This is a genomic window from Clostridium mediterraneense (assembly GCF_900091705.1).
GTDB classification, from domain to species: Bacteria; Bacillota; Clostridia; order Clostridiales; family Clostridiaceae; genus Sarcina; species Sarcina mediterraneense.
On record NZ_LT594783.1, the window covers coordinates 136639 to 159540 of the forward strand.

The window sequence follows — 22902 nt, forward strand, 5'->3', positions numbered from 1 at the left end:
AGTTTTTGAATTTTAGATTATTTTATTATTATTTTTTGTTGGTAAATATTATATCATGTAAATCATATGGAAAATTAACAAAAAAGTAACGGTAGGTTATTTTTAAAGAATAATTTATATGATATAATATTTGAATTTTATTTTATTGTATTTTAAGATTAGAGATAAAGAATGCTTGAAAAAAGTAAGTTAGGAGTGATTTCTTGTTGCATGATAGAGAAAGACATTGGGAGTATCATAATAGATATGATAAAAGAATGAAGCATTATAAAAGGGATTTAAGAAATTTTAAAAGAGCTGCTATTAGAGTAAGAATATTTGCTTTTTTAATGATTATTATATTAAGTCTTGTTATGTTTAAATATAGAGGGATTGATGCTATTACTTTATTTTTAGCATGTATTTTTATAGTTCATGAATTAATGAATATATATGTTTTTTGGAAGTTTAAAAGAAAAATAGTAAATCCTATACAAGAACTTAAAGAAGGTGTTGATAATATAGCTAATGGAAATTATTCTTTTAGAATATCAGAGGAGTATAGAAATGAGATAGGAATGCTTATTAGAGAGTTTAATAGTATGGCAGAAAAGTTAGAAGAGGGTGAAAAAATTAAGAGAGATTATGAGAAAAATAGAAAAGCACTTATAGCTAATATATCTCATGATTTAAAGACTCCTATAACATCTATTAATGGTTATACTCAGTTTATGTTAGATGGAGATTTAGATAAAGATAAGATGAGAAAATATCTAAAGACAGTTCAAAGTAATGCAGATTATATGAATAAATTAATAGATGATTTGTTTTTATTTACTAAGCTTGATATGGATAAATTTGAACTTAATTTTGAAGATATCAATATAAAGATGTATATGCAGGATATAGTTGAGGAGTTTTCATTTATATTAGAAGAAGAAAATATTAAATTTAATTATTTTAATACTATTAAGGATGATATATACGTTAATATAGATGGTAAGATGATTCATAGATGTATAAGAAATATCTTAGGAAATGCAGTAAAATATGGGGGAGTACAAGAAAATCTAGAAATAGAGATTAATTTATATAATAAAGAAGAATATGTTTATATTTCTATAAAGGATAATGGACCTGGAATAGAAAAAGATAAATTATGTCATATATTTGAGAGATTTTATAGAATAGATAAGGAAAGAACTAAGGATTTAATGAGTACAGGTTTAGGACTTGCAATAGCTAAAGAGATAGTTGATGCTCATAATGGTGAGATATCTGTAGAAAGTGAATTAGGTCTTGGTAGTACATTTATAATAAAAATTCCAATGCAAGAAAAAGGAGCTTAAATTTATGGAACAAAAAAAGATATTAGTTATTGAAGATGATATAAATATTGCAGAGCTTGAAAAAGATTATTTAAATTTAAATGGATATGAAGTTAATATAATTCAAGATGGAGAAGAAGGACTTAAAGAGGCTTTATTAGGCATATATGACCTTATAGTTGTAGATTTAATGCTTCCTAAAAAGAATGGATATGAAATAGTTAAGGAAGTAAGAGAAAACTTTGAGATTCCTATAATTATAGTTTCTGCAAAATCAGATGATATAGATAAAATAAGAGGACTTGGCTTAGGAGCCGATGATTATCTTACAAAACCTTTTAGTCCTGCAGAACTTGTAGCAAGAATAAAATCACATATAATGAGATTTGAAAGATTAAGAGGTGATAAGAAAACTAATAATATAATAACTAATAAATCACTAGAAATACAGCTTGATTCTCATAAGGTGTTTATAAGAGGAAAGGAAATTCAACTAACAACAAAGGAATATGAATTATTAGTTTTTCTAGCAAATAACAGTAATATAGTTTTTACAAAGGAGCAACTTTTTAGTAGAATTTGGGCAGATGATTTTATTGGAGATACAGCAACAGTTGCTGTTCATATTCAAAAATTAAGAAAGAAAATAGAAATAGATCCTCAAAGTCCTGAGTATATAGAAACTATTTGGGGAACTGGTTATAGATTCAATAAATAAATATATTAAATTAAAAAGAAGTAGAGTTTAAAAGTTTTACTTCTTTTTATTGTTTTATTGGATATTATATGGCATATTTATTAATAGTAGAAAACTAAAAATTAGTAAAAGTTAATATATTAAGGGGGAACAATTATGATAAGATTTAAAAAATGTACTTTTGAGGATATAAGAGAAGATTTATCTATTTATTATAAAGAAAATAATATTTTAATAGATGTATATTGGGAAGAAAGACTTTTATTATCTAATTTTTATAAAATAGAATTAGATAATAAACATGTAGGAAACCTTGCTATATATAATAAGAATACTATTATTGTATTTAATGTAGATATAGAATATAGACATAAGGCTAGACAAATCTTTGAAGAAGCTAAAAGAATAGAGGAAGTTTGTTCTATTTTTGTTCCAACATCAGATGAATTTTTAGTAAGATATGCTTTATGTAATTTTAGAAGTATAGAAAATGATTCACATTATACTGTTGATTCAAAAAGAGAAATTGAAGATAAAAATAAAATAAAGCTTACTTTAGCAAATATAAGCGATATTAATAATATAAATGAACTTACTAATAAATATTATAAAAATCTAGAAAATGAAGTTAAATTAGAGAGATTTTATATAGCAAGTATTGATAATGAAATCGTTGGATTTGGTCATTTAACAGAGGGAATACTTATGAGTAAACATAGTAATATTGGTATGTATGTTGTTGAAAAACATAGAGCTAGAGGAATTGCAACTAGTATATTAATAGCTCTAAAGAAAATGTCTTATGAAATGGGAAAAGAACCTATAGCAGGTTGTTATTATTATAATCATGGTTCATTAAAAGCACAATTAAATGCTGGTATGTGTCAAGCAACAGATTTACTTAGAGTTATATTTTAATATAAAAAGTTAGAGGATGATTTTTATCATCCTTTTTTATTTGATTTAAAATAACTATAAAAAATATTTATCGATAAAATAATCTTATCTATTGAATTTAAAAGTTAATAGTGAGAAAATTATGTTATCTACCAAAATATGTAAAGTGGTAGAGGATAAGGGGGGAATAGTAATGAAAAAGTTCAAAAAGATTATTGCTTTTTGTTTGAGTTTTGCTTTAACTCTAATTTTATTACCTGTAGATAATGCATTTGCAGCAGCAAGTGCAGCACCAGCAAAGCCAACAGTTACGCATAATCAATGGGGGACAGATGTTGATGGTAATTATGATATTACCTCAAGTATATGGTACGGAAATAATGCTACTAGTTACAAAGTTTTTGAGAGATTTGGGACAAGTGGGGAGTTTGAATTAATTGATGAAGGAAAACTTGAAGATGGAACTCCAGCAGCACAAAGTATAGTTACAGAAGTTAGGAATAGATCTAAATCAGGAATTTATTATTATTACACAGAATTTATAAATGAATTTGGAAGTAGTAAGTCTGATATTATAGAAGTAGTTGTAGGAACTAATGGTAAAGCGGCAATAGTAATAGATAAAATTGATGATGATGGAGTTAAGACACAATTTACTATAGAGCAAGGAAGTGTTGAATATAAGTTAACTAATCCTAAAAGTGATAATAGTACATTTGAAGTAATTTCAAATACTAGAGATGTAGCAAAGGCTGAGGTAGTTAATGGAAACGTTTTAAAGGTTACAGGTCTTAAGGAAGGTAGAAGTGGACTTAAAATTACTGATAAAAATACTGGAGATACAAGACATATTGGTGTAAGAGTTAAAAAGGCAAATGGAGATTTACCTGGAATGCCTGATTATCTTTCAATTGGACAAGTTTCCGAAGATAGAGAAGGAGACTTAGAATTTTGGAGAAGTACAAGTAATGATTATACAAATAAAAGAACAGATGTTAGATATATTTATATAAATGGTGGTCCATTTACAGGTTGGAGACATTGGACAACTGAAGATGGAGCTAGAGCTAAAACTTTTATTGATGAAAGTTTAAAAATGGGGATGATTCCTTTCTTTGTTTATTATAATATCCCAGATGATGGTGAAAGCTATGAACTTGATTTAAAGCATATAAATGATAAAGAATATATGGAAGGATATTTCAAGGATTTAAAATTCTTCTTAGATATTTGTAAGCAATATGGTGGTGATGAAACTATAGGAATGATTTTTGAACCAGATTTCTTAGGGTACATGATGCAACAAGCAGATAAAGCACCAAATGAAATTACAGCACTTGTTGATACTGCTTATTCTTCAGGAGTTTTAGAAAAAGGAAAAGATCCAGAATTCGAAAATAATGTTAAAGGTCTAGTTGAATCAATAAACTATACAGTAGATAAATATTATAAAGAAGCTTATTTTGGATGGCAATTTAATATATGGTCATATTCAAGTCCTGAAATTCCAAACCAAGGATTACTTCATAAAACTGAGTTCTTAGGCTGGGATGCAGGTAGAGAATTTATAAAACAAGTTGCAGTAGAAACAGCAAATTATTATGAAAGTGCTGGAATAAAATCTTATGGAGCAGATTTTATATCAGTAGATAAATATGGACTTGATGGAGCTTTTGAAACAGGAGCGGCAAATGATCCAGAAAAATCAAAGTGGTTTTGGAATGCTGATATTTGGGATAACTATCTTATGTATGTGCAAACTCTTAGTGAAGAAGTAGAACTTCCATCTATTTTATGGCAAATACCAGTAGGTCATATTAATGGTTCAACAGAAATTAGTCCTTATGATAATGAACCTTTTGCAGAACTTACTAATGAGGCAGGTAGTTATGAAGATTCAGCAACAAGCTATTTCTTTGGAGATACATTTAAAGCAGGTAATGATAATAGATTAAAATATTTTTCTAAAAATGAAAGTAATGATCCTAAGATAAAAGTTCAAGGTGATACTATTACTTGGGAAAGTCATATAAGTGATGCTATGGAAGCTGGAATAACTTCAATATTATTTGGTGCAGGAGTTGGAGCAAGTACAGATGCAGTAGGTTCTCCTCCAACTGATGATTATTTCTGGATAACTAAAGCTCAACATTATTATGATGATGTAGTAATGCTTGATGGAAGTAATAATGGAAATAATGCTGACAAGCCATTAAAGCCAGGTATAAAAGCATCAGCTATTGAAAGTGATGGAAATTATGATATAACAGTAGAAATACCAGAAAATTCAAAAGGTGAAAGTTATAAGCTATTTGAAAATGGTAAGCTTGTTAAAGAAGGAGCTATTACTAGCTTGGCTGAAATGATAAAATATGAAGTTATAAATAAGCCAACTGGAACTTATATGTATAAAGCAGAAATTTTTAATTCAAAAGCTTCAAATTCAAGTGAAATAATAACTGTTAAAGTTAATAATACTGTAGTTCCACCTGTAGAAGTTCCATTAAAGCCAGAACTTACTGTAGATAATAATACAAATGCAGGAGATTATACTTTAAGTATCTCTATACCTAAAAATTCAAATGCAACATCTTATAATCTTAGAGAAAATAATAAGATTATAAAGACTGGAAAGGTAGATAATAATGCTCAAAGTTTTGAAGAGAAGATAACTAGTAAAGAATCTGGAGAATATATTTATAAATTAGAGCTTATAAATAAAGATGGGATAACTTCAAGTGATGAAATAAAAGTAGTTGTTAAAAATGATGCTAAACCTGAAACAGGAGTTAAGGTAGCTTTTAATATAACATCTACTTGGGGAAGTGAATCAAATTATGAGCTAGTAATCACTAATAATACAGGAGCTGATATTAATAATTGGGAACTTAATTTTAAATCAGATATACAAATTAAATCAAACTGGGATGCAAATCTAACTAGTGAAAATGGAGTTTATAAATTAACACCAAAATCATGGAATGGTTTAATTAAAAAAGGTGAAAAACTTGTAATAGGAGGAGCTTGTGCAACTAGTGATTCCCTAGCTGATATATATGATGTTAATTTTGTAATAAAATAATATAAATAAAAAAAGGGTATGTCTTTTATGGAGACATATCCTTTTAAGCTATTTTAACCCAACCTTCTTGTCCTTGAATATTAACAAGATACATTGTATATTGACCTGATGTTACCACACTATAAGTAGCAGCAGCTAAAGTTGTTTTATTAGTTGTTACTATTTTAGATGAGAATTCAGATGGTAAAGTATACATTACTGAACCAGCAGGAACCACTACATTCTTCTTTATTGCTTCTATAGGTGTAGCTTTTAAATTATATTTAGTTGTTGCTGCACCAGCATTGAAATAACCATCACGGCCAACACCCTCATTATCTATTATTGAATAAATTGTAGGTGCATTGCTAGTATCATCTGAGCTATCATAATTATCATTTGAAGTTAATGAATTAAACTTTAAATCTTTAGTTACATCAGGATATGTATTACATACTCCAGTACCATTAACTAGAAATTGTATATGTTGTTGACCATTAGCTGTTATTGTTAAATCTATTGTTCCAGCAGGTATTGTATAGTGACTACCAGTTATATCACTATCAGTTTTTGAATAACTTGATACCTTAGGAATAGGTACATTTTGTCTTACTACATTTGAGTAGTTAAGATCTGTTTGGTTATATGTAGTTCCATTAGGTCTTATAACATGAGCATTATAGAAAATTTGCATATGCCAATTATCCATTACTACATCAGTAAGTGTTATTTTAGCTAAATATGAACTATTATATTGTGATTGTATAAAAGGTAAAACACTAGCTTCATATTTCTTAAAATAAGGAAACTTATCGGCATTAGTAATTATAACCCCACTTGTAGGATTTTTAGACTCATCATTTTTCTCTTGATCTGCTTTTACAATTTTATGTACTACTGCTGGTTTTGGCTCATGAATTATTTTTAAGTATCCAAGACTTCCTACTATACCTGCTAAGAATAGGCCAGATAATATTAGGATTATTTTTTTGCTCATATTATTAACCTCCTTGATTTATTCTAGTATATCTTAAAAATTTTTCTAAAATAATTATACTAAGAATTATCTTGGAAATAAGCTTCAAGAGTTTTACAAATAGATAAATATAAAGTTATATATTTTCATCAATATGATATAAAGTTCATACATTCTACATGTTATAAAAAGATAATTTCCATATATTAAGTGATTTTAATATATTCTTTCTATAAAATATAATTATTTTATAAATTATTGAATGAAAATTTACAAAATATTGATAAAGAATTATAAGTTTTATATTAGTATATAAGTAGGAATAATTTTGAAATAGGTAGGAAAAGTAGGGGATAATTTTATGAGTATATTAGTTATTGGAGGAACAAGTTTTATAGGAAGTTCTATGGTAAAACAGCTAATAAATCAAGGGTATGTAATAGATTTATTAGTTTCAGATAAAAATGAAGTAACATTTAATGGAGCTAGGGATTTACTATTATGTGATAGAAAAGATAATAATAATTTAAAAAATCTATTAATAAATAAAAGTTATGAATATATTTTAGATATTTCAGATAGGATACAAGAGGATGTTATGAATCTTTTAAATGTATCTACTGAGAAAAATGTAAAGAAGTATATTTTATGTTCAAGTAGTGATATATATAATGAATTTTCTAATACTTTAAAATTAGAAAATTTAAAGTATAGTATGTGTAGTCAAAATCAAAGAAAAGAAGATAATATAAGATTTCAATAGAAAGTTATTAGTTTTTATAGAAAGTATTGATGTATATAATATATCAATACTTTTTTTTATTTAATTAGCTAGTTTTATAATGTTATTAGTTGATAATTTTATATAAGCTTAAATAATACTATGATTTAAATTTAATAATATTTTTATGTAACAGGATGTAAATTAATTTAAACTTAATATTCTTAGTGTAAAAATATGGTAACATTATTTTGAATAATAAAAAGGGGGAATTAATTTTGCTTAAGGTTGAGGGGATTAGTAAAATTTATGGATTAGATAAAAAAGCTGTTGATAATGTCAGTTTTAATATTAAATCTGGAGAAATTTGTGCCCTTATAGGACACAATGGTGCTGGGAAAACTACAATACTTAAGATGATTATGGGGATTTTACTTCCTAATGTGGGGGGAATTTTTATTTTAGATAGTAGTATTAAAGATTCAATACAGTTTAAGAGAAATGTATCATATATTCCTGATAAACCATTGTTTTTACTTGAACTTACAGGTAATGAGTACTTGGATTTTGTAGCTAATATGTATGAAGTTGATAAAAAAGATAGAGAAGCTATTGTTAAAGACCTTGCTAGTAAATTTAAGATACAAGATGATTTAAATTCTAAGATGGAAAATTACTCTCATGGTATGAGAAAAAAAGTTATGATTATTGGTGCATTTTTAAGTGGTGCAAAACTTATTATTTTAGATGAGCCACTTACAGGGCTTGATCCAGAAGCAATATATATTTTAAAAGATGTAATGAATAAGTATTGTAAAAAAGGAAACTCTATTATATTTTCAACACATCTTTTAGGAGTGGCACAGGAAGTTTGTTCTAGATTTATATTTTTAAATAAAGGTAAGATTAAGTTTAATGGAGATTTAGAGTATATAAATTTAAAATATGGTAAGGATGCAACTGTTGAAAGTGTGTTTATGGAGATTATAAGAAATGAGTAGTTTAAGAGTAGTAAGTGATATATTTATAAAAAATTATATGCGAAAGATAAATAAAAAAGTTTTAATTATAAATGCAGTTTTGCTTAGTTTACCTATTTTTATTTTGCTTTATATTGTAAGGGACTATAATATAGGCTTTAAACTTATAAGTTCAATTTATATTGGGATTCTTCTTGTAATCTATCTAAAAAATATAGTTACAAGCCTTTTTATATTTGATGAATATGAGTTTTTTTTAGGCTTTCCAACTAATATAAAAGAGATATTTATTTCAAAGTTTTTAATTCAAAATATAAATATAGGAATTAACAGTTTTGCTTTAGTTTTAGCTTATTTCTTTGAAGGAATACTTAAAAAATATAGCATATGGTATTATCTTATAGTTATTATAGGATATTTTATAGTTAATTTTCTTTTTATATTAGTAAGTTGTTTTTTTATTATGCTTTATTATAGAATTAAGTATTTTATTATAACAGGCAAATGGAATGTTAAATTTAGAGAGTTAATTGAAAATATAGATAGAAAAAATAAAACTTATAAAAATAAAGGATATAAGAAGAATAGTAAACTTAGAACTTTAGCTATAATGGATGTTAAGAAGGTTTTAAGAAATAAAGTATTATTTAAGACATGGATTTTAAATATTATAATCATGCTAGGATTTTCAGTAGTTATGTCTTCTTTTGTTTCGCATAAATTTCCCGGTGTAGTAATGTATGCTTTAATAATCATGTTAATACAAGTTAATGTAGTTTCTAGTGTAATACCTAATGTAGCCTTCTCAAAAGTAGGAATTGATCAAGAGTTTATTTTAATGTTTCCTGTAAGTAAAGAAGAGTATATTAAATCTAGAATAATATCATCATATATATGTACTATTCCTATAATTATAGTATTTTCTTTTATATTATTTGGAGTAATTAAAATGGGGATAATCTATAAGATATTAACTTTACTGCATATGCTTTTAGCTAGTTTAGTAAGTGTAATTTTAGGAATGAATTTTGATGGACACAATATAAGATTTGATTGGCTTACAGGGGATGATTTATATTATAACTCCTTTGCTTCATTCTTTAAACAACTTAGCTTAACTACTATTTTATTTGCTCCATTTTATGTTGCTCCACTTTATATAAAATGGCTTACTTTTGAAGTAGTATTTGTAATATTTACAATAATATTAGTAAGTATTTTTATTTATAATTATAAGAAAGTGATGAGTTTAAAATTATAAATTTAAAGTTAATTAATATAAACAAGGCTATATGATATTTTAAATTATCATATAGTCTTTTATATTTAATTATAAATTTATTTTTTCGTATCAAAGTAATATATAAATAAAATTTTAATAAGAGTAGAGAAAAAATATATAAGTAGAAATAAGGTGATTGAAGATATATAAAGTCTTTTAAGATAAAAACATAAATAATTACAAAGATGCAAACATTGTTATAAACGTTTGTGTAAACAATTATACAAATAATATATTTTAAAGATTTAATATAGAGGGCGGAATTAAAATAATATTTTATTTATATGGAAAAGCTAAAGTAAATTAAATATCTTCTTAAAATATATTATTAATAATTATTAGTAAATAATATATTTTATTCATTGAGTAAATAAGACTAATATAGTAATATAATAGTAAGTTAATTTATGTAAGTGTAATTAAAGTTATTAGATAGATAAGAAGGAGAAATACATGTTAAATATAGGGTGTCATTTATCAACAACTAAAGGGTTTGAAAATATGGGGAAGGAAGCTGTCAGTATAGGAGCAAATACCTTTCAATTTTTTACTCGTAATCCAAGGGGGGGGAAAGCAAAAGCTATAGAACAAAAAGATATAGATGGACTTTTAAAAATAGCAAAGGAAAATAATTTTGCTACTATTTTAGCTCATGCTCCATATACTCTTAATGGATGTTCATCATCAGAGGAAACAAGAAATTTCGCTATTGAGATGATGGCTGATGATTTAGTAAGAATGGAGTATCTACCAAATAGTTTATATAATTTCCATCCAGGTAGTCATGTTAAACAAGGTGTAGAAGTAGGAATTAATTATATTGTAGAAATGCTTAATAAAGTTTTAAAGTCAGAACAAACAACAACTGTATTACTTGAAACAATGGCTGGTAAAGGAACAGAAGTGGGAAGAACTTTTGAAGAAATAGCTGAAATTATAAGTAAAGTTGATTTAAAAGATCATCTTGGAGTTTGTCTTGATACTTGTCATATATATGATGCAGGATATGATATAGTAAATGATTTAGATGGAGTTTTAGAAGAGTTTGATAGAGTTATTGGACTTGATAGATTAAAAGCTATTCATTTAAATGATAGTAAAAATCCATTTAAAAGTCATAAGGATAGACATGAAACTATAGGTGAAGGATATATAGGAATAGAAGCTATTGCTAGAATAATAAATCATCCAAAACTAAGAGATTTACCTTTCTTCCTTGAAACACCAAATGAACTTGATGGTCATGCAGAGGAAATAAAATTATTAAAAGAACTTTATAAATAATATTAAAAGGGTTTATCTTTAAAGATAATTCCTTTTGTTTTATGGTATAGTAGATTAAGATAATTAAAAAATACAGGAGAGAATTTATGGAAACAACATTAAAAGAAGAATCATTATCATATATAAGAAGAATCGCAAGAAGTGCAAAGGCTGAAATGCCAAAGAATACTACAAATACAGAAAAGAAGAGAATGATAGGTTATATAACGTATAAGATGGAGAATTTAAAGGATGATACAAATCCAAAAGTAGAGGAAAATCTTATTAATCTTTTAAAAATGTTACATAATGATTTAGCTAATAAAAAAGATGAACTTATGATATCTTCATTTATGAATGGAAGAATACCAGAAGGATTTGAGGAAATTAGTGAAAACTCTAGAGTCAATAGATTAAAAAGACTTAAGATGATAGTTGAGTTTAGAATTTCTGAAGCTAAAGTAAGTATAAGAAAAGATTATGATAAGGCTTTAGAGATTATTAATTTAGAATTAGAAAAATTAAAATAAGTATTAAAGGAGGGCTATCTTTTAAATAGCTCTTTTTTATTCTAATTATATCCTTTTATTACCAAATGTTTTAATATATAATATATTAAAATAAGGGATTTAATATAGGAGATATTTTTATGAGAAAAATAGCTATTTTATTATTAAGTATAAGTACTATAATATTTCTAGGCTCTTGTGGGACAAAGGCAAATGAAGAATTTATAAATAGCGAAGTTGACATAAAAGATACTGATGAAATAATTGTTAATAAAAAAAGTGATATTAAGGATAAGCTTAATAAAGTTAAAAAGAACGAAGATAGTGATTTAGAAAAAATAGATGGTTATTATGTCTATGAGTTTAAAGATGAATATAAAAATATAATAAAGATAAAAAAATTAGAAAACAATAAGCTAGAAGTAGATTTTAAATTAATAGAAAAGATTGATTCAAGCTTTGGTCTTATTTCAAATTTAGAAAATGGAAATATGAGAGTAGGAACTCTTAGTAAAGTTTCAGAAGATACTTGGGCTGGAGTTTTAAGAAATAATAATTTTAAAAGGGAATGGACAGTAGAAATTAAGATAGAGAATGATAGGCTTGTATATTATGAAAAACAATTTACTGATTTATCTGAATTACCTATTGTTAGTAGTAGATTAGAAAACAAAATTATATTTGAAAAAAGTAAGATAGAAGAAGCAAGACAATTTCTTTATAGTCAATTTGATGAAGAGGAATATTATTCACAAAGGAAATTTAAATTTAATGAAGAGAAAAATTATTTAGATGAAGAAATGATAAGTAAAGATTATTATATATTTGATTTATTAACTGGTCTTGGAGATAATGAGTTTTTAGCAGATTTTAGTGTGTTAGTAGATAAAGATATAACAGAGGCATATATTTATCATGGCTTAGATTTAATGACAGTAAAAGAGTATAGAGAAAAAATAGATGATAAATAAAAATAGAGCTTATTATAGCTCTATTTTTATTTAAAGTATAAAATTTTATTTAAGTGAGCTACAAGGTAGTTAGCAGAAATACCAACAAATATTCCTGTACCTATTCCAGCTAGAGATAGGATAGGAAGATATAGCATAACACCAAAGTTATTAAGTATTAATGAAGCTACTAGAAGTTGTCCTATATTATGAAAAACAGCAGCAGCAGCACTAACCCCTATTATAGATACATATTTACCGCCAAGTTCTTTTACTATTATTGTAACTATAAAACTTAGTACACCTCCACTTATGCTATATATAAGTGTGGATGCACTACCTGCAAAAAATGTAGATAAAAGAATTCTTATAAGAAGTACAGTAAATGATTCTTTGTAGGAATCAAGAGTATAGACAGCAATCATTATTACTAGATTAGCTAGTCCAAGTTTTGCTCCTGGAGTTATAAATGGAATAGGAATCATAGCTTCAAAAATAAATAAAATAAGTGCCATTGCAATAAGTAATGACATATAAACCATTTTTGTAGTTTTCTTCATTTTTCTCATATATTAATGTGAAAGTATCAGATCATCATTTGAATCAGCAGTACTTTCTTCTCCTTTAATTTCTATAACAAGTTTGTGAGGAAGACATACTAATGTATCATGCACTTTTGAGATAGTACCTTGATTAATACAAAGTTTATCAGGACAATCTGCATCAATTATTTGTATAGTATTATCTTTTATAAGTATTGTATTAGAATGACCTTTTTCTCCAATAACAATAGTTTTTTCTCCTTTAAATGATGATAGGGGGATATTATCATAAAGCTTTCCATTTACTTTTATATTTGCATAAGTTGAATTGTAGTTTTGAGAAAGTTTTTTTGCAAAGATTAAATATGGAATGAATGAAATAGCTATCAAAGATAGAATTATTATAATGTCTAGTTTTTTAAAAATTTTCATTACTTTCTCCTAATTTCGATTTTTTTTATTTTAGTTTTTATAATTTAATTTTAAAATACAAGGAAAAAACTTGGTAATAGAAAAATATTATATAACATAAAAATATTTTATTGGTATAAATTAGAATGGGAATTATATAATTTAGGTGAAAAGAAATTTTTATCAAATTTTAGGGGGACACAAGAATGAAAAAGAAATTATTAGCTATGTTAGTATTACCTTTAGCTGCTATGGCAATGGTATCATGTGGAGGAGAAAAAGAAGATACAACTACAGAAGCTCCAAAAACAGAAGCAACAGCAGAATATAAAGATGGTACTTTTGAAGCTGAAACTAAAGATGCAGATGAAAATGGTGGAAAAGCTAGAGTTTCAGTTAAAATAGAAGGTGGAAAAATAGCAGCAGCTACTTATAATGAATTCACAGATAAAGGTGATAAGAGAACTGATGAAGGTTACAACAAAATGATGAAAGAACAAGCTGGTACAAGCCCATCAGAATACGAAGTTAAGATAGAAGAGCAAGTTAAAGAAGCTCAATCAGCAGATATCGATGGAGTATCAGGTGCTACATCATCATCAGCAAAGGCTAAGAGTTTATTTGCAGCAGCATTAGAAAATGCTAAAGAAGGAAAAGCTGAAAAGGTAATGGTTGAAGTTAAGTAATTTTATACTTTGATATAAAAAGATGTTCGATTAAGAACATCTTTTTATTTTGTTTTAATTTATAAGATAATATTATTTTATTAAATAATATTATTTAAAATATTAAGCTATAAGTAAAAAATTTGAAATAAGAATCTATTTTTTATAATTTGTATTTAATTTATAGTTAATAAAATGTAAAATAATATCTTTTTATGTCAAACTCCTTACTAAATGTAATATAATTCAAGTTGGAAAAGTTATTGTAAGGGGGATAAATAGATGTTTAAAAGATTTATAGCTATTCTAATTTCAATATCTACTATTTTTATGTTTATATCTTGTAATAAGGATAGTAAACAAGAAGTTTTAAGTAGGACTGAGCTTTTTATGGGGACTGCTATAAAAATAAGTTTATATGAAGGTGGAACAGATGAAATTCTTGATAAAGCTTTTACAAGGGTTAGAGAAATAGAGAACCTTGTTAGTATAAATAAAGAAGGAACCGAACTTGATAAATTAAATGAAAATGCAGGAATTAAACCAGTAAAACTTAGTGAAGATAGTTTAAATATTATAAGTAAAGGCCTAGAATATTCAGCATTAGCAGATGGTGGTTATGATATAAGTGTAGGTCCATTAGTGAAGCTTTGGAGTATAGGGCTTCCAGAAGCTAGAGTACCTGAAAAAAGTGAGATAGATTCTACTTTGAATCTTATAAATTATAGGGATGTAAAGCTTGATTTAGATAATAAAGAAGCTTATTTAACTAAAAAAGGTATGATTTTAGATCTTGGTAGTATAGCAAAAGGTTATGCAGCTGATGAAATTACAAAAATCCTTCAAGAAGAGGGGATAAAAAAAGCTATTATTGATCTTGGTGGAAATATATATGCACTTGGAAAAAAATCAGATGAAAATGATTGGAAAATAGGTGTACAAAATCCTTTTAGTGATAGAGGAGATGCAATTGCAAGTTTAAAAATTGCTGATAAATCTGTTGTTACTACTGGAGTTTATGAAAGATTTATAGAAAAAGATGGGGAAAAGTATCATCATGTCTTAAATCCTAAGACAGGATATCCTTATGAGACTGATATAGCAGGAGTTACTATAATAGCTGATAAATCTATAGATGCAGATGCTCTTTCAACTTTAGTATTTACTAAGGGGATAAAGGAGGGATTAAAGTTTATTGATTCATTAGAAAATGTTGATGCTGTTTTTATAACTAATGATAAGAAGGTTTATAAAACAAGTGGGCTAAAAGATAATTTTGAAATTATAAATAGTGATTTTAAGCTTACTAGTTAAGGGGGACAAACATATGCAAATAGATAGTTTAAAGTATTTTTTTGAGGTAGCAAAATTAAAGAGTATATCAAAGGTTGCGAATAATTCTCATATTTCTCAACCTGCTCTTAGTCATCAATTATTAAAGATTGAACAGCAACTTGGTGTAAAGCTACTTGAAAGAAGTAATAGAGGGGTAGAACTTACTAAAGATGGAGAGATTTTATATAAATATGCAAGACAGATATTAATAGCTCATAAAAATCTTATAGAGGAGCTAAGTCTTAGAGGAGATAAGAAAAAAGATTTAAATATAGCTACATCAGGAGTTACAGGTAACTTTTTAATTTCAAATATAACTATGGATGTAGTAAAAATATTTAAGAATTTTAATTTGAATATAAGTAATAATCTAAGTTTAGAGCAACAAGTCTCACTTTTAAATAATAGTGCTGATATTATTATTGGAACTGAAATGATATATGATATTGATCTTGTATCAAATTATATTGGGACTGATAGATTAATTTTAGTTAGCAAAAAAAATATAGATAAAGAGAAAGTAGAAAAATTAAATATCGCCTTATTAGACGAGGGGGGAAATATTCAGCTTAATAACATAAAAAATATAAGTCTTAAAACAAATTCTTTAAGAACTATTAAAAACTATTTAGAAAACAATGATACTGCGGCAATAGTTCCTAAAATAATAGTTGAAGAGGAACTTAAAAATGGAGAATTTATAGACTTAAAATATAGTGATTATGAATTTAAATATGATTTATTTATAAGCTATAAAAAAGATATAGATGCAGTAATAAAAAGAAAAATTTCTCTTCTTACTAATGAACTAGAGAAGATTTTATGTAAAGAAGAGTTTTTAAAAGGAGATTAAATTTATGAATTTAAAAGCTTTTATAAGTTATGTTGAATTACCAACAAAAATAGCTAGTGTTGTACCTTTCATATTTGGTATCTCATATAGCTTATATAAATATAAACAAATAAATCCAATACTTTTATTAATTATGTTTATATCAATGATATGTTTTGATATGGCAACTACAGCTATTAATAATTATTGTGATTATAAAAATGAATTAAAACACTTAGGAGATAAATCAGGTAGTGGAAATCCATTATTCGTGTTTAATATATCAGAAAAACTTGCATTAACAGTTATATTTACTTTACTTAGTATTGCAACAGTATTTGGAATAATTTTAGCTTTTAATACTAATTTACTTATTTTAGCAATAGGAGTGTTATGTTTTTTTGTAGGAATTTTTTATACTTATGGTCCTATACCAATATCTAGAATGCCCCTTGGTGAAATATTCTCAGGATTATTTATGGGAGGATTTATAACTTTTATAACTATATATATAAATATTTTTAGAGAGCAATCTTTTGGTGTTTATATAAAAGGAGAAAATATAACAGCTAGTTTTAATATTTTAACTATTATAATAATTGGAATTGTAGCTTTGCCTTTAATAACTGGAATAGCAAATATAATGCTTGCTAATAATATTTGTGATTTAGAAAGAGATGTAGAAGTTAATAGATTTACACTTCCATATTATATTGGAAAACAAACTGCAGTGAGAATATATGGTATTTTATATTATTTAGGATATATAGCAATAATTTTAGGAATGATTTTTAAAATATTACCTATAACATGTATTTTAGTTTTGGGAACATTTATATTAGTTAATAAAAATATAAATCTTTTCAATAAAGAGCAAATTAAATCAAAGACTTTTGTTCTTGCTATTAAGAATTTTATAATAATTTCTACAGTTTATATAATTAGCGTTTTACTTGGAAATATTATTTAGATATTTAAAAAATATATAGTGTATAAAGATATTTTATAACAGGAAGGGTTTAATATTAAATTTATTTTGTATAAAGTGGCTATTTAACTTAATCTAAGTATGATTTTATATAATAAAATTTATATTTAATATGTATTTTAACATAGAAATAAATAGGTAGACATAGAATTTTATAACATATAAAATATTGTTTGGATATATTATATATTTATACGTTACTTGGTGAAAAATTAAGAAATGAGGGAAACTATATGTCAACTAAAATAGTTATTTTAGGTGCAGGTTATGCAGGGGTACATGCAGCTAAGAAGTTATCAAAAAAGTATAAGAAAAATAAAGATGTAGAAATTACGTTAATTGATAAGAATCCGTATCATACATTAATGACTGAGCTACATGAAGTTGCTGGGGGAAGAGTTCCAGAGGAATCAGTTAAAATTGAACTTTCAAGAATATTCCATAGAACTAAAGTTAATGTTGTAGTTGATTACATCGAAGATGTAGATAGCGATAAGAAGATAGTAACAACTAAAGATGGTAGTTATGAATATGATTATCTTATGATAGGTACTGGTAGTGAGCCAGCATTCTTTGGAGTTCCTGGAGTTAAAGAAAATGGATTTACTTTATGGTCACTTGAGGATGCTTTAAGAATAAAGGAACATATTAAAGATAGAGTAAAGAAAGCTTCATATGAAAAAAATGAAAAAAGAAGAAAGAGAATGCTTACTTTTGTAGTAGCAGGATCAGGCTTCACAGGAATAGAAATGGCAGGAGAACTTCTAGAATGGAAGGAAAAGCTTGCTAGAGAATATAGAGTTGATGAAAAAGAAATCAGAATCTTAGTTGTTGAGGCTATGTCAACAATTTTAAATATGCTTGATAGAAAACAAGCAGATAAGGCTGAAAAGTATATGGTAAAGCATGGAGTTGAAGTTCTTAAAGACTCTCCAATAGTTGAAGTTACAAATAAGTCAATTAAGCTTAAAGATGGAAAAAGTATAGATACTGAAACTTTAATATGGACTTGTGGTGTACAAGCTAATAAAGATTTAGAAGACTTAGAAATTGAAAAGGCTAGAGCTGGAAGATATGCTGCCAATAAATATATGCAAGCTATCGGAAAAGAAGATATTTATGTTGTAGGAGATATAGCATATGTTGAAGAGGAACCTGGAAAAGGAAATCCTCAAATAGTAGAAGCGGCAGAACAAACAGCTATGACAGCAGTAAAAAATATAATAGCTTCTATTGAAGGAAAAGAAAAAGTAGAATTTAAGTCAAATTATCATGGATTTATGGTTTCTATTGGTGGAAGATATGCAGTTGCAAATCTTATGGGAGTAAAACTTTCAGGATTCTTTGCAATGATTATGAAGCATTTTGTAAATATGTTTTACCTAGTTCAAGTTAATGATGTACATGCTGTTTATAATTATTTACAACATGAATTCTTCGGCATTAAAGAAAGAAGAAGTATTTTAAGAGGACATTTAGCATCTAAGGGAAATAGATTATGGCTTATTCCTTTAAGAATTTATATTGGTTCATTATGGGTGATTGAAGGTCTTAAGAAGCTTATTGGTGAAGAAACTTGGACAAAAGCTTTCGAAACAGCTGAAAAATCAAGTGGAATATTTGATTATATTGGAACTTTATTTAGTAATCTTACAACAATCGGAGCAGATAGTTGGACTAAGATGGGAAATATTAAAATGCCATTTACATGGCTTCAAGATACAGTCTCAGGTGCTTCAGCAGCAGTTGATGGAGCAGCAGCTACAATGCCAACACCAATTTTAGAAAAAATGCCAAAGATTTATGAAAATGTTATGGAATTTATGATGCCAACACCAGAAGTGGCTGTTTGGTTCCAAAGAATTGTTGTTATAACTGAAATAGCTATTGGACTTGCTTTAATAGTAGGATTATTTACTTTCCTTGCTAGTGCAGCTTCAGCATTTATGACAGTTAACTTTATTCTTTCAGCTATGGCTGGTTGGGATATTTTATGGTTTACTTTTGGTAGCGTAGCTTTAATGAGTGGTGCAGGAAGAACATTCGGACTTGATTATTATGTAATACCTTGGATTAGTAAATTGGTCGGCAACTTCTGGATGGGAAAAAGAGAACCAATATACGATATTCATGGTGGATCAAGTGTTAAGAAAGAAAAAATTAATGCTTAATTAAAAGTATTTAGAATATTATTATTTTGGAGTTATCTCAGAAAGAGATAACTCCTTTTTTAAGAAATACAGTCGAATTTTGGTGATAAAGTTTAAAGTTATCAAAAAATTAACATTAATTTATACTAAAATGTATTAAAATATTAATAAGATTAAAAATATAAATCAAACAAATTGAGAATAGAGGAGATTAAATGAATAAATTTTGGACAAATTATCCTGTAATTAACATGGAGTTAGATAAAATAAAAAAACAAATAGAGAAAAATGCTAAATGCAAGGATAAAGTTATAGAAAGTAGTATAATAGAACTTGTAAATTCAGGTGGAAAAATGTTACGACCTGCTTTTGTAGTTTTAGCCTCTAAGTTTGGTGATTATAATGAAGAAAGAACAAGAGCACTTGCTGCGGTTATAGAAATGTTTCATATGGCAACTCTTGTACATGATGATGTTATTGATGATGCATCTCTTAGAAGGGGAAAAGAGACTGTACAATCAAAATATGGAAAAAATTATGCGGTTTATATAGGAGACTATTTATTCTGTTTATGTTTTAGAATACTTGCAACAACTTCTTCTATAGAAAGAGGAATCGAAGTTGATACAAAAGTTATGTCAAGAATTTGTCTTGGTGAAGTAGAACAGCTTAATTCAAGATATGATAGAAATGTATCAGTTAAAGATTATTTAAAAAGAATATCAGGAAAAACAGCAGAGTTATTCTCTTTAAGTTTATATATAGGAGCAGCAGAAAGTGGCTGTGATAAAAAGCTTTGTAGAACATTTTGGGAAATAGGTCATAATATAGGGATGGCATTCCAAATAATAGATGATCTTCTTGATTATTTAGGAACAGATGAGCAAATAGGAAAAAATTCAGCAAGTGATTTAAAAGAAGGAGTTTATACTCTTCCATTAATTATTGCTAATAAAAAGAATCCTAAAGCATTTAATGACATTTTAAATAAGAAAAATTATAATGATGAAGAAATAAAACAAATAATATATCTTGTAAAAGAAAATGGTGGAATTGATGAAGCTAAAAAGCTTGCAGTAAAATATTCTGAAAGAGCATTTAAGAATATAAATAAACTACCAGATAATGAGTATAAGAATATATTATTAGAAGTAACAGAAAAACTTATAAAAAGAGATTTTTAGAATTAAGTAGGCTATCTTAATGAGATTAAGATAGCCTATAACCTTATTTGAGACTAAAGTTTAAAATTTAAGTAGATTTTATTATTTAAAAATGATAGTATGATTTTAAGAAAAAAGATATTGAAAGGAGATGTCAGCTATGGCAAAGCTTTTCTTTACAAAAGAATTTGATTTAGATTCAACAGAATTTTTTGTAGATGATGATGGAAATGTTAAACATAGAGATGTAGAAAAGGATGAGGATGAAAATACAGAACGAAACACATTAGGATTTTCACTTAGTCCTGAATATATGAAGGAATATGAATTATCTCAAAAAGAAGAAAAAAATAATGAATAAAATAAAAGGCTAAGTTACATTAAGATATTTCTTAATATAACTTAGCTTTTTTAATCTATTTTATTTGAAAGTTTTGTATAAATATCGTTTATATTATTTGATTTAGAATTTACTAGAATAGTTTTATTACTTGTTTTTATTTTTAAAATAGGATCTTTTTCTGAATCAGTGTATACAGTGCAAGAACCGAGCCCGTTAACTTTATAAGTTCCTCTTCTAAAAGAACCAATTCCAGAACCCATTGATTTACTCATTTGAGGGAACTTATTAATAATTTTTATATCTTTTATATCAGAATATTTTATAGCGGAGCCCTCTACAATCATTTTATCATTTTTAAATTCTATTTTTATAGGTTTCATTGTATTAAAAATTATAAAAATAGAAATTAATACAGGTATACCTATAATAAATAGAGTTGCAATACTTTCTGATTTATCTTTTTGCTTATTATAACTATATTTTTGAGCTCTGAATATTCCTATTATTAAGACAGCAGTCATTGATATCATAGCTAGAATTTCTATATTAGGGAATTGATTTTTGAAAAATGAGCAAATAATAAAAATAGCAGCTATCAAATAAAACATAATCCCCATACTTTTTGCAAGTCCTGTTATATCAACTTTACTTTTCTCTTCTTTACTCATTGTATTATATCCAGCTATAAGCCAGTAAAGTTTAAATTTATGAATAAGTAGTCCACAGATAATGAAAAAAATACCCATAATTAAAAGCATAAATATCACCCTTTCAAAAATATTTACAATAAATTACATTATAAATATATTATATAGAATTTGTAGAGTATATATCAATATTTAATAAGTAGTAAAAATTAAGATTGTAAATTTACAAAGAGTTTACCCAAAGTTACTTAAAAAAATATAAAGTAATAGTATAATTAAATTATAAGGTTTTGGAATATATTTTCTTAAATGTGGTAAGGTTTCTAGAACTTTATTATTTAAAGAAAAATTATTAGGGGATATATTAAAAATTAATAAGGGGAGAAGATTTATATTGGTGGATAATAGATTAAGATTAGTGTTACAAAGTATAGAACTTTTAAGTGAGGATATAAAGAAAAATACAGATCAAATAAATGAAGGAATAAAAGAATTACTGATTTTAGATACAGAAATGGCTTTTAAAGCTTGGGAATATATACTTGAAAAAGAGGATAAAGATTATTACATTACAGAAGATTTAATATATCAGTTTGCAGAAAAGGCACCTAGATATTTATTTGAGATGATAGAGACCAATAGTCTTACATTTAAAAATCTAGCAGAACTTGAGAGCTACGATAAGAAATATCTTGCTTTTCTTGGAGAATATCTAAGTAAGGTAAGGGATATTGAAAGAGTTGAAGACTTTTTATTTAACGCTTTAGATACAAATGGTGATAATTATTCATTTGCAAAGACTTTATTAACAAGTTTTATGTTTGTCGAAGATATGGATAATGCTCTTTTAGATAGAATTAAAAATATAATTGATGATTTTGCTGAAAAAATGGAAGAAGTAGAGCTTGCTCAAGAGTTATTTAAAGAATTAGTTTAATTTATATTATAAAGATGGGGCTGTCTCATAATACCACAACTTGGAAGAGTGAGACGGTTCCTTTTATTTTAATCAATTTTTATGCATGATAAATAAAGGTATTAGAAATACCCATTTGGATAAATATGAAAAAATGTTAGAATAAGTGCTTTTTTAATCTACCTGTATCTCTTTTGCTAATATAATTAATCATATTATGTGCTAATGAAATTAATAAAAATTGCGTTTCAACGTTTTTTAATCCTC

22 protein-coding genes are annotated in these 22902 nt (G+C 26.2%); 18 read left to right on the forward strand and 4 right to left on the reverse strand.

Features of this window, described 5'->3' with window-relative positions:
* Positions 1-203: 203 nt before the first annotated feature.
* The 4 genes from BN8917_RS01185 (at position 204) to BN8917_RS01200 (ending at position 5983) form a co-directional block, all read left to right on the forward strand.
* Positions 204-1328 carry a sensor histidine kinase gene (locus tag BN8917_RS01185; protein ID WP_066869446.1) on the forward strand — a complete coding sequence of 375 codons (1125 nt, stop codon included), beginning with the start codon at positions 204-206 and terminating at the stop codon, positions 1326-1328.
* Positions 1329-1332: 4 nt separating this feature from the next.
* Positions 1333-2025, forward strand: coding sequence for a response regulator transcription factor (locus tag BN8917_RS01190; RefSeq protein ID WP_066869448.1), 693 nt, complete (start codon positions 1333-1335; stop codon positions 2023-2025).
* A 135-nt stretch (positions 2026-2160) separates the two neighbouring features.
* Positions 2161-2922, forward strand: a complete 762-nt coding sequence (locus tag BN8917_RS01195) for a GNAT family N-acetyltransferase (protein WP_066869450.1) — start codon at positions 2161-2163, stop codon at positions 2920-2922.
* Positions 2923-3094: 172 nt separating this feature from the next.
* Positions 3095-5983: a cellulose binding domain-containing protein gene (locus tag BN8917_RS01200; RefSeq protein WP_066869453.1), complete on the forward strand. Its 2889-nt coding sequence runs from the start codon at positions 3095-3097 to the stop codon at positions 5981-5983.
* A gap of 43 nt (positions 5984-6026) precedes the next feature.
* Here the strand turns inward: BN8917_RS01200 and BN8917_RS01205 are convergent, their stop codons facing one another.
* Positions 6027-6959, reverse strand: a complete 933-nt coding sequence (locus BN8917_RS01205; RefSeq protein WP_066869456.1) for a hypothetical protein — start codon at positions 6957-6959, stop codon at positions 6027-6029.
* Between the two features lie 340 nt (positions 6960-7299).
* On the opposite strand from BN8917_RS01205, the gene BN8917_RS01210 reads away from it, so the two are divergent.
* The 6 genes from BN8917_RS01210 (at position 7300) to BN8917_RS01235 (ending at position 12664) form a co-directional block, all read left to right on the forward strand.
* Positions 7300-7701, forward strand: a complete 402-nt coding sequence (locus BN8917_RS01210; protein ID WP_066869459.1) for an NAD-dependent epimerase/dehydratase family protein — start codon at positions 7300-7302, stop codon at positions 7699-7701.
* Between the two features lie 236 nt (positions 7702-7937).
* Complete coding sequence (locus tag BN8917_RS01215; RefSeq protein ID WP_066869462.1) at positions 7938-8660, forward strand: ABC transporter ATP-binding protein; 723 nt, start codon at positions 7938-7940, stop codon at positions 8658-8660.
* Positions 8653-9900, forward strand: coding sequence for a hypothetical protein (locus BN8917_RS01220; protein ID WP_066869465.1), 1248 nt, complete (start codon positions 8653-8655; stop codon positions 9898-9900). Before BN8917_RS01215 ends, BN8917_RS01220 begins: the two co-directional genes overlap by 8 nt.
* A 474-nt stretch (positions 9901-10374) precedes the next feature.
* Positions 10375-11205: a deoxyribonuclease IV gene (locus BN8917_RS01225; RefSeq protein WP_066869468.1), complete on the forward strand. Its 831-nt coding sequence runs from the start codon at positions 10375-10377 to the stop codon at positions 11203-11205.
* Positions 11206-11291: 86 nt separating this feature from the next.
* A complete protein-coding gene (locus BN8917_RS01230; protein ID WP_066869471.1) occupies positions 11292-11714 on the forward strand; it encodes a hypothetical protein in 423 nt (140 codons plus the stop codon).
* Between the two features lie 119 nt (positions 11715-11833).
* Positions 11834-12664, forward strand: a complete 831-nt coding sequence (locus BN8917_RS01235) for a hypothetical protein (RefSeq protein WP_066869474.1) — start codon at positions 11834-11836, stop codon at positions 12662-12664.
* Positions 12665-12690: 26 nt separating this feature from the next.
* Here BN8917_RS01235 and BN8917_RS01240 read toward each other — a convergent pair whose 3' ends face one another.
* Together BN8917_RS01240 and BN8917_RS01245 are read right to left on the reverse strand one after the other, a co-directional pair.
* Positions 12691-13203, reverse strand: coding sequence for a Gx transporter family protein (locus BN8917_RS01240; protein ID WP_066869477.1), 513 nt, complete (start codon positions 13201-13203; stop codon positions 12691-12693).
* A 12-nt stretch (positions 13204-13215) separates the two neighbouring features.
* A complete protein-coding gene (locus BN8917_RS01245) occupies positions 13216-13617 on the reverse strand; it encodes a NusG domain II-containing protein (protein ID WP_235829959.1) in 402 nt (133 codons plus the stop codon).
* Between the two features lie 185 nt (positions 13618-13802).
* Here BN8917_RS01245 and BN8917_RS01250 point away from each other — a divergent pair, with 185 nt between their 5' ends.
* From BN8917_RS01250 to BN8917_RS01280, 7 genes are all read left to right on the forward strand, one after another.
* Entirely contained in the window at positions 13803-14282 is a 480-nt protein-coding gene (locus BN8917_RS01250) for an FMN-binding protein (protein WP_066869480.1), read from the forward strand.
* A gap of 261 nt (positions 14283-14543) precedes the next feature.
* Complete coding sequence (locus BN8917_RS01255) at positions 14544-15575, forward strand: FAD:protein FMN transferase (RefSeq protein WP_066869483.1); 1032 nt, start codon at positions 14544-14546, stop codon at positions 15573-15575.
* Between the two features lie 13 nt (positions 15576-15588).
* A complete protein-coding gene (locus tag BN8917_RS01260) occupies positions 15589-16449 on the forward strand; it encodes a LysR family transcriptional regulator (protein WP_066869486.1) in 861 nt (286 codons plus the stop codon).
* 4 nt (positions 16450-16453) lie between these two features.
* Positions 16454-17398, forward strand: coding sequence for a 1,4-dihydroxy-2-naphthoate polyprenyltransferase (locus BN8917_RS01265; RefSeq protein WP_066869489.1), 945 nt, complete (start codon positions 16454-16456; stop codon positions 17396-17398).
* A gap of 251 nt (positions 17399-17649) precedes the next feature.
* Positions 17650-19587, forward strand: a complete 1938-nt coding sequence (locus BN8917_RS01270; RefSeq protein ID WP_066869492.1) for an FAD-dependent oxidoreductase — start codon at positions 17650-17652, stop codon at positions 19585-19587.
* A 194-nt stretch (positions 19588-19781) separates the two neighbouring features.
* Entirely contained in the window at positions 19782-20750 is a 969-nt protein-coding gene (locus BN8917_RS01275) for a polyprenyl synthetase family protein (protein ID WP_066869495.1), read from the forward strand.
* A 139-nt stretch (positions 20751-20889) separates the two neighbouring features.
* On the forward strand, positions 20890-21090 hold the full coding sequence (locus tag BN8917_RS01280) for a hypothetical protein (protein WP_066869498.1): 201 nt from the start codon (positions 20890-20892) through the stop codon (positions 21088-21090).
* A 50-nt stretch (positions 21091-21140) separates the two neighbouring features.
* On the opposite strand, the gene BN8917_RS01285 is transcribed toward BN8917_RS01280, so the two are convergent.
* Positions 21141-21830 (reverse strand): DUF3784 domain-containing protein, encoded by a 690-nt coding sequence (locus tag BN8917_RS01285; RefSeq protein ID WP_066869501.1) that lies wholly within the window; start codon positions 21828-21830, stop codon positions 21141-21143.
* A 286-nt stretch (positions 21831-22116) separates the two neighbouring features.
* On the opposite strand from BN8917_RS01285, the gene BN8917_RS01290 reads away from it, so the two are divergent.
* Complete coding sequence (locus BN8917_RS01290; RefSeq protein WP_207644754.1) at positions 22117-22656, forward strand: hypothetical protein; 540 nt, start codon at positions 22117-22119, stop codon at positions 22654-22656.
* Positions 22657-22902: the final 246 nt, after the last annotated feature.

What these genes read in the sequence shown, in the direction of transcription:
- BN8917_RS01190 (WP_066869448.1), top strand. Translation starts at nt 1,333, where the DNA reads ATGGAACAAAAAAAGATATTAGTTATTGAAGATGATATAAATATTGCA.
- BN8917_RS01195 (WP_066869450.1), top strand. Translation starts at nt 2,161, where the DNA reads ATGATAAGATTTAAAAAATGTACTTTTGAGGATATAAGAGAAGATTTA.
- BN8917_RS01200 (WP_066869453.1), top strand. Translation starts at nt 3,095, where the DNA reads ATGAAAAAGTTCAAAAAGATTATTGCTTTTTGTTTGAGTTTTGCTTTA.
- BN8917_RS01205 (WP_066869456.1), bottom strand. Translation starts at nt 6,959, where the DNA reads ATGAGCAAAAAAATAATCCTAATATTATCTGGCCTATTCTTAGCAGGT.
- BN8917_RS01210 (WP_066869459.1), top strand. Translation starts at nt 7,300, where the DNA reads ATGAGTATATTAGTTATTGGAGGAACAAGTTTTATAGGAAGTTCTATG.
- BN8917_RS01220 (WP_066869465.1), top strand. Translation starts at nt 8,653, where the DNA reads ATGAGTAGTTTAAGAGTAGTAAGTGATATATTTATAAAAAATTATATG.
- BN8917_RS01225 (WP_066869468.1), top strand. Translation starts at nt 10,375, where the DNA reads ATGTTAAATATAGGGTGTCATTTATCAACAACTAAAGGGTTTGAAAAT.
- BN8917_RS01230 (WP_066869471.1), top strand. Translation starts at nt 11,292, where the DNA reads ATGGAAACAACATTAAAAGAAGAATCATTATCATATATAAGAAGAATC.
- BN8917_RS01235 (WP_066869474.1), top strand. Translation starts at nt 11,834, where the DNA reads ATGAGAAAAATAGCTATTTTATTATTAAGTATAAGTACTATAATATTT.
- BN8917_RS01240 (WP_066869477.1), bottom strand. Translation starts at nt 13,203, where the DNA reads ATGAAGAAAACTACAAAAATGGTTTATATGTCATTACTTATTGCAATG.
- BN8917_RS01245 (WP_235829959.1), bottom strand. Translation starts at nt 13,617, where the DNA reads ATGAAAATTTTTAAAAAACTAGACATTATAATAATTCTATCTTTGATA.
- BN8917_RS01250 (WP_066869480.1), top strand. Translation starts at nt 13,803, where the DNA reads ATGAAAAAGAAATTATTAGCTATGTTAGTATTACCTTTAGCTGCTATG.
- BN8917_RS01255 (WP_066869483.1), top strand. Translation starts at nt 14,544, where the DNA reads ATGTTTAAAAGATTTATAGCTATTCTAATTTCAATATCTACTATTTTT.
- BN8917_RS01260 (WP_066869486.1), top strand. Translation starts at nt 15,589, where the DNA reads ATGCAAATAGATAGTTTAAAGTATTTTTTTGAGGTAGCAAAATTAAAG.
- BN8917_RS01265 (WP_066869489.1), top strand. Translation starts at nt 16,454, where the DNA reads ATGAATTTAAAAGCTTTTATAAGTTATGTTGAATTACCAACAAAAATA.
- BN8917_RS01270 (WP_066869492.1), top strand. Translation starts at nt 17,650, where the DNA reads ATGTCAACTAAAATAGTTATTTTAGGTGCAGGTTATGCAGGGGTACAT.
- BN8917_RS01275 (WP_066869495.1), top strand. Translation starts at nt 19,782, where the DNA reads ATGAATAAATTTTGGACAAATTATCCTGTAATTAACATGGAGTTAGAT.
- BN8917_RS01280 (WP_066869498.1), top strand. Translation starts at nt 20,890, where the DNA reads ATGGCAAAGCTTTTCTTTACAAAAGAATTTGATTTAGATTCAACAGAA.
- BN8917_RS01285 (WP_066869501.1), bottom strand. Translation starts at nt 21,830, where the DNA reads ATGCTTTTAATTATGGGTATTTTTTTCATTATCTGTGGACTACTTATT.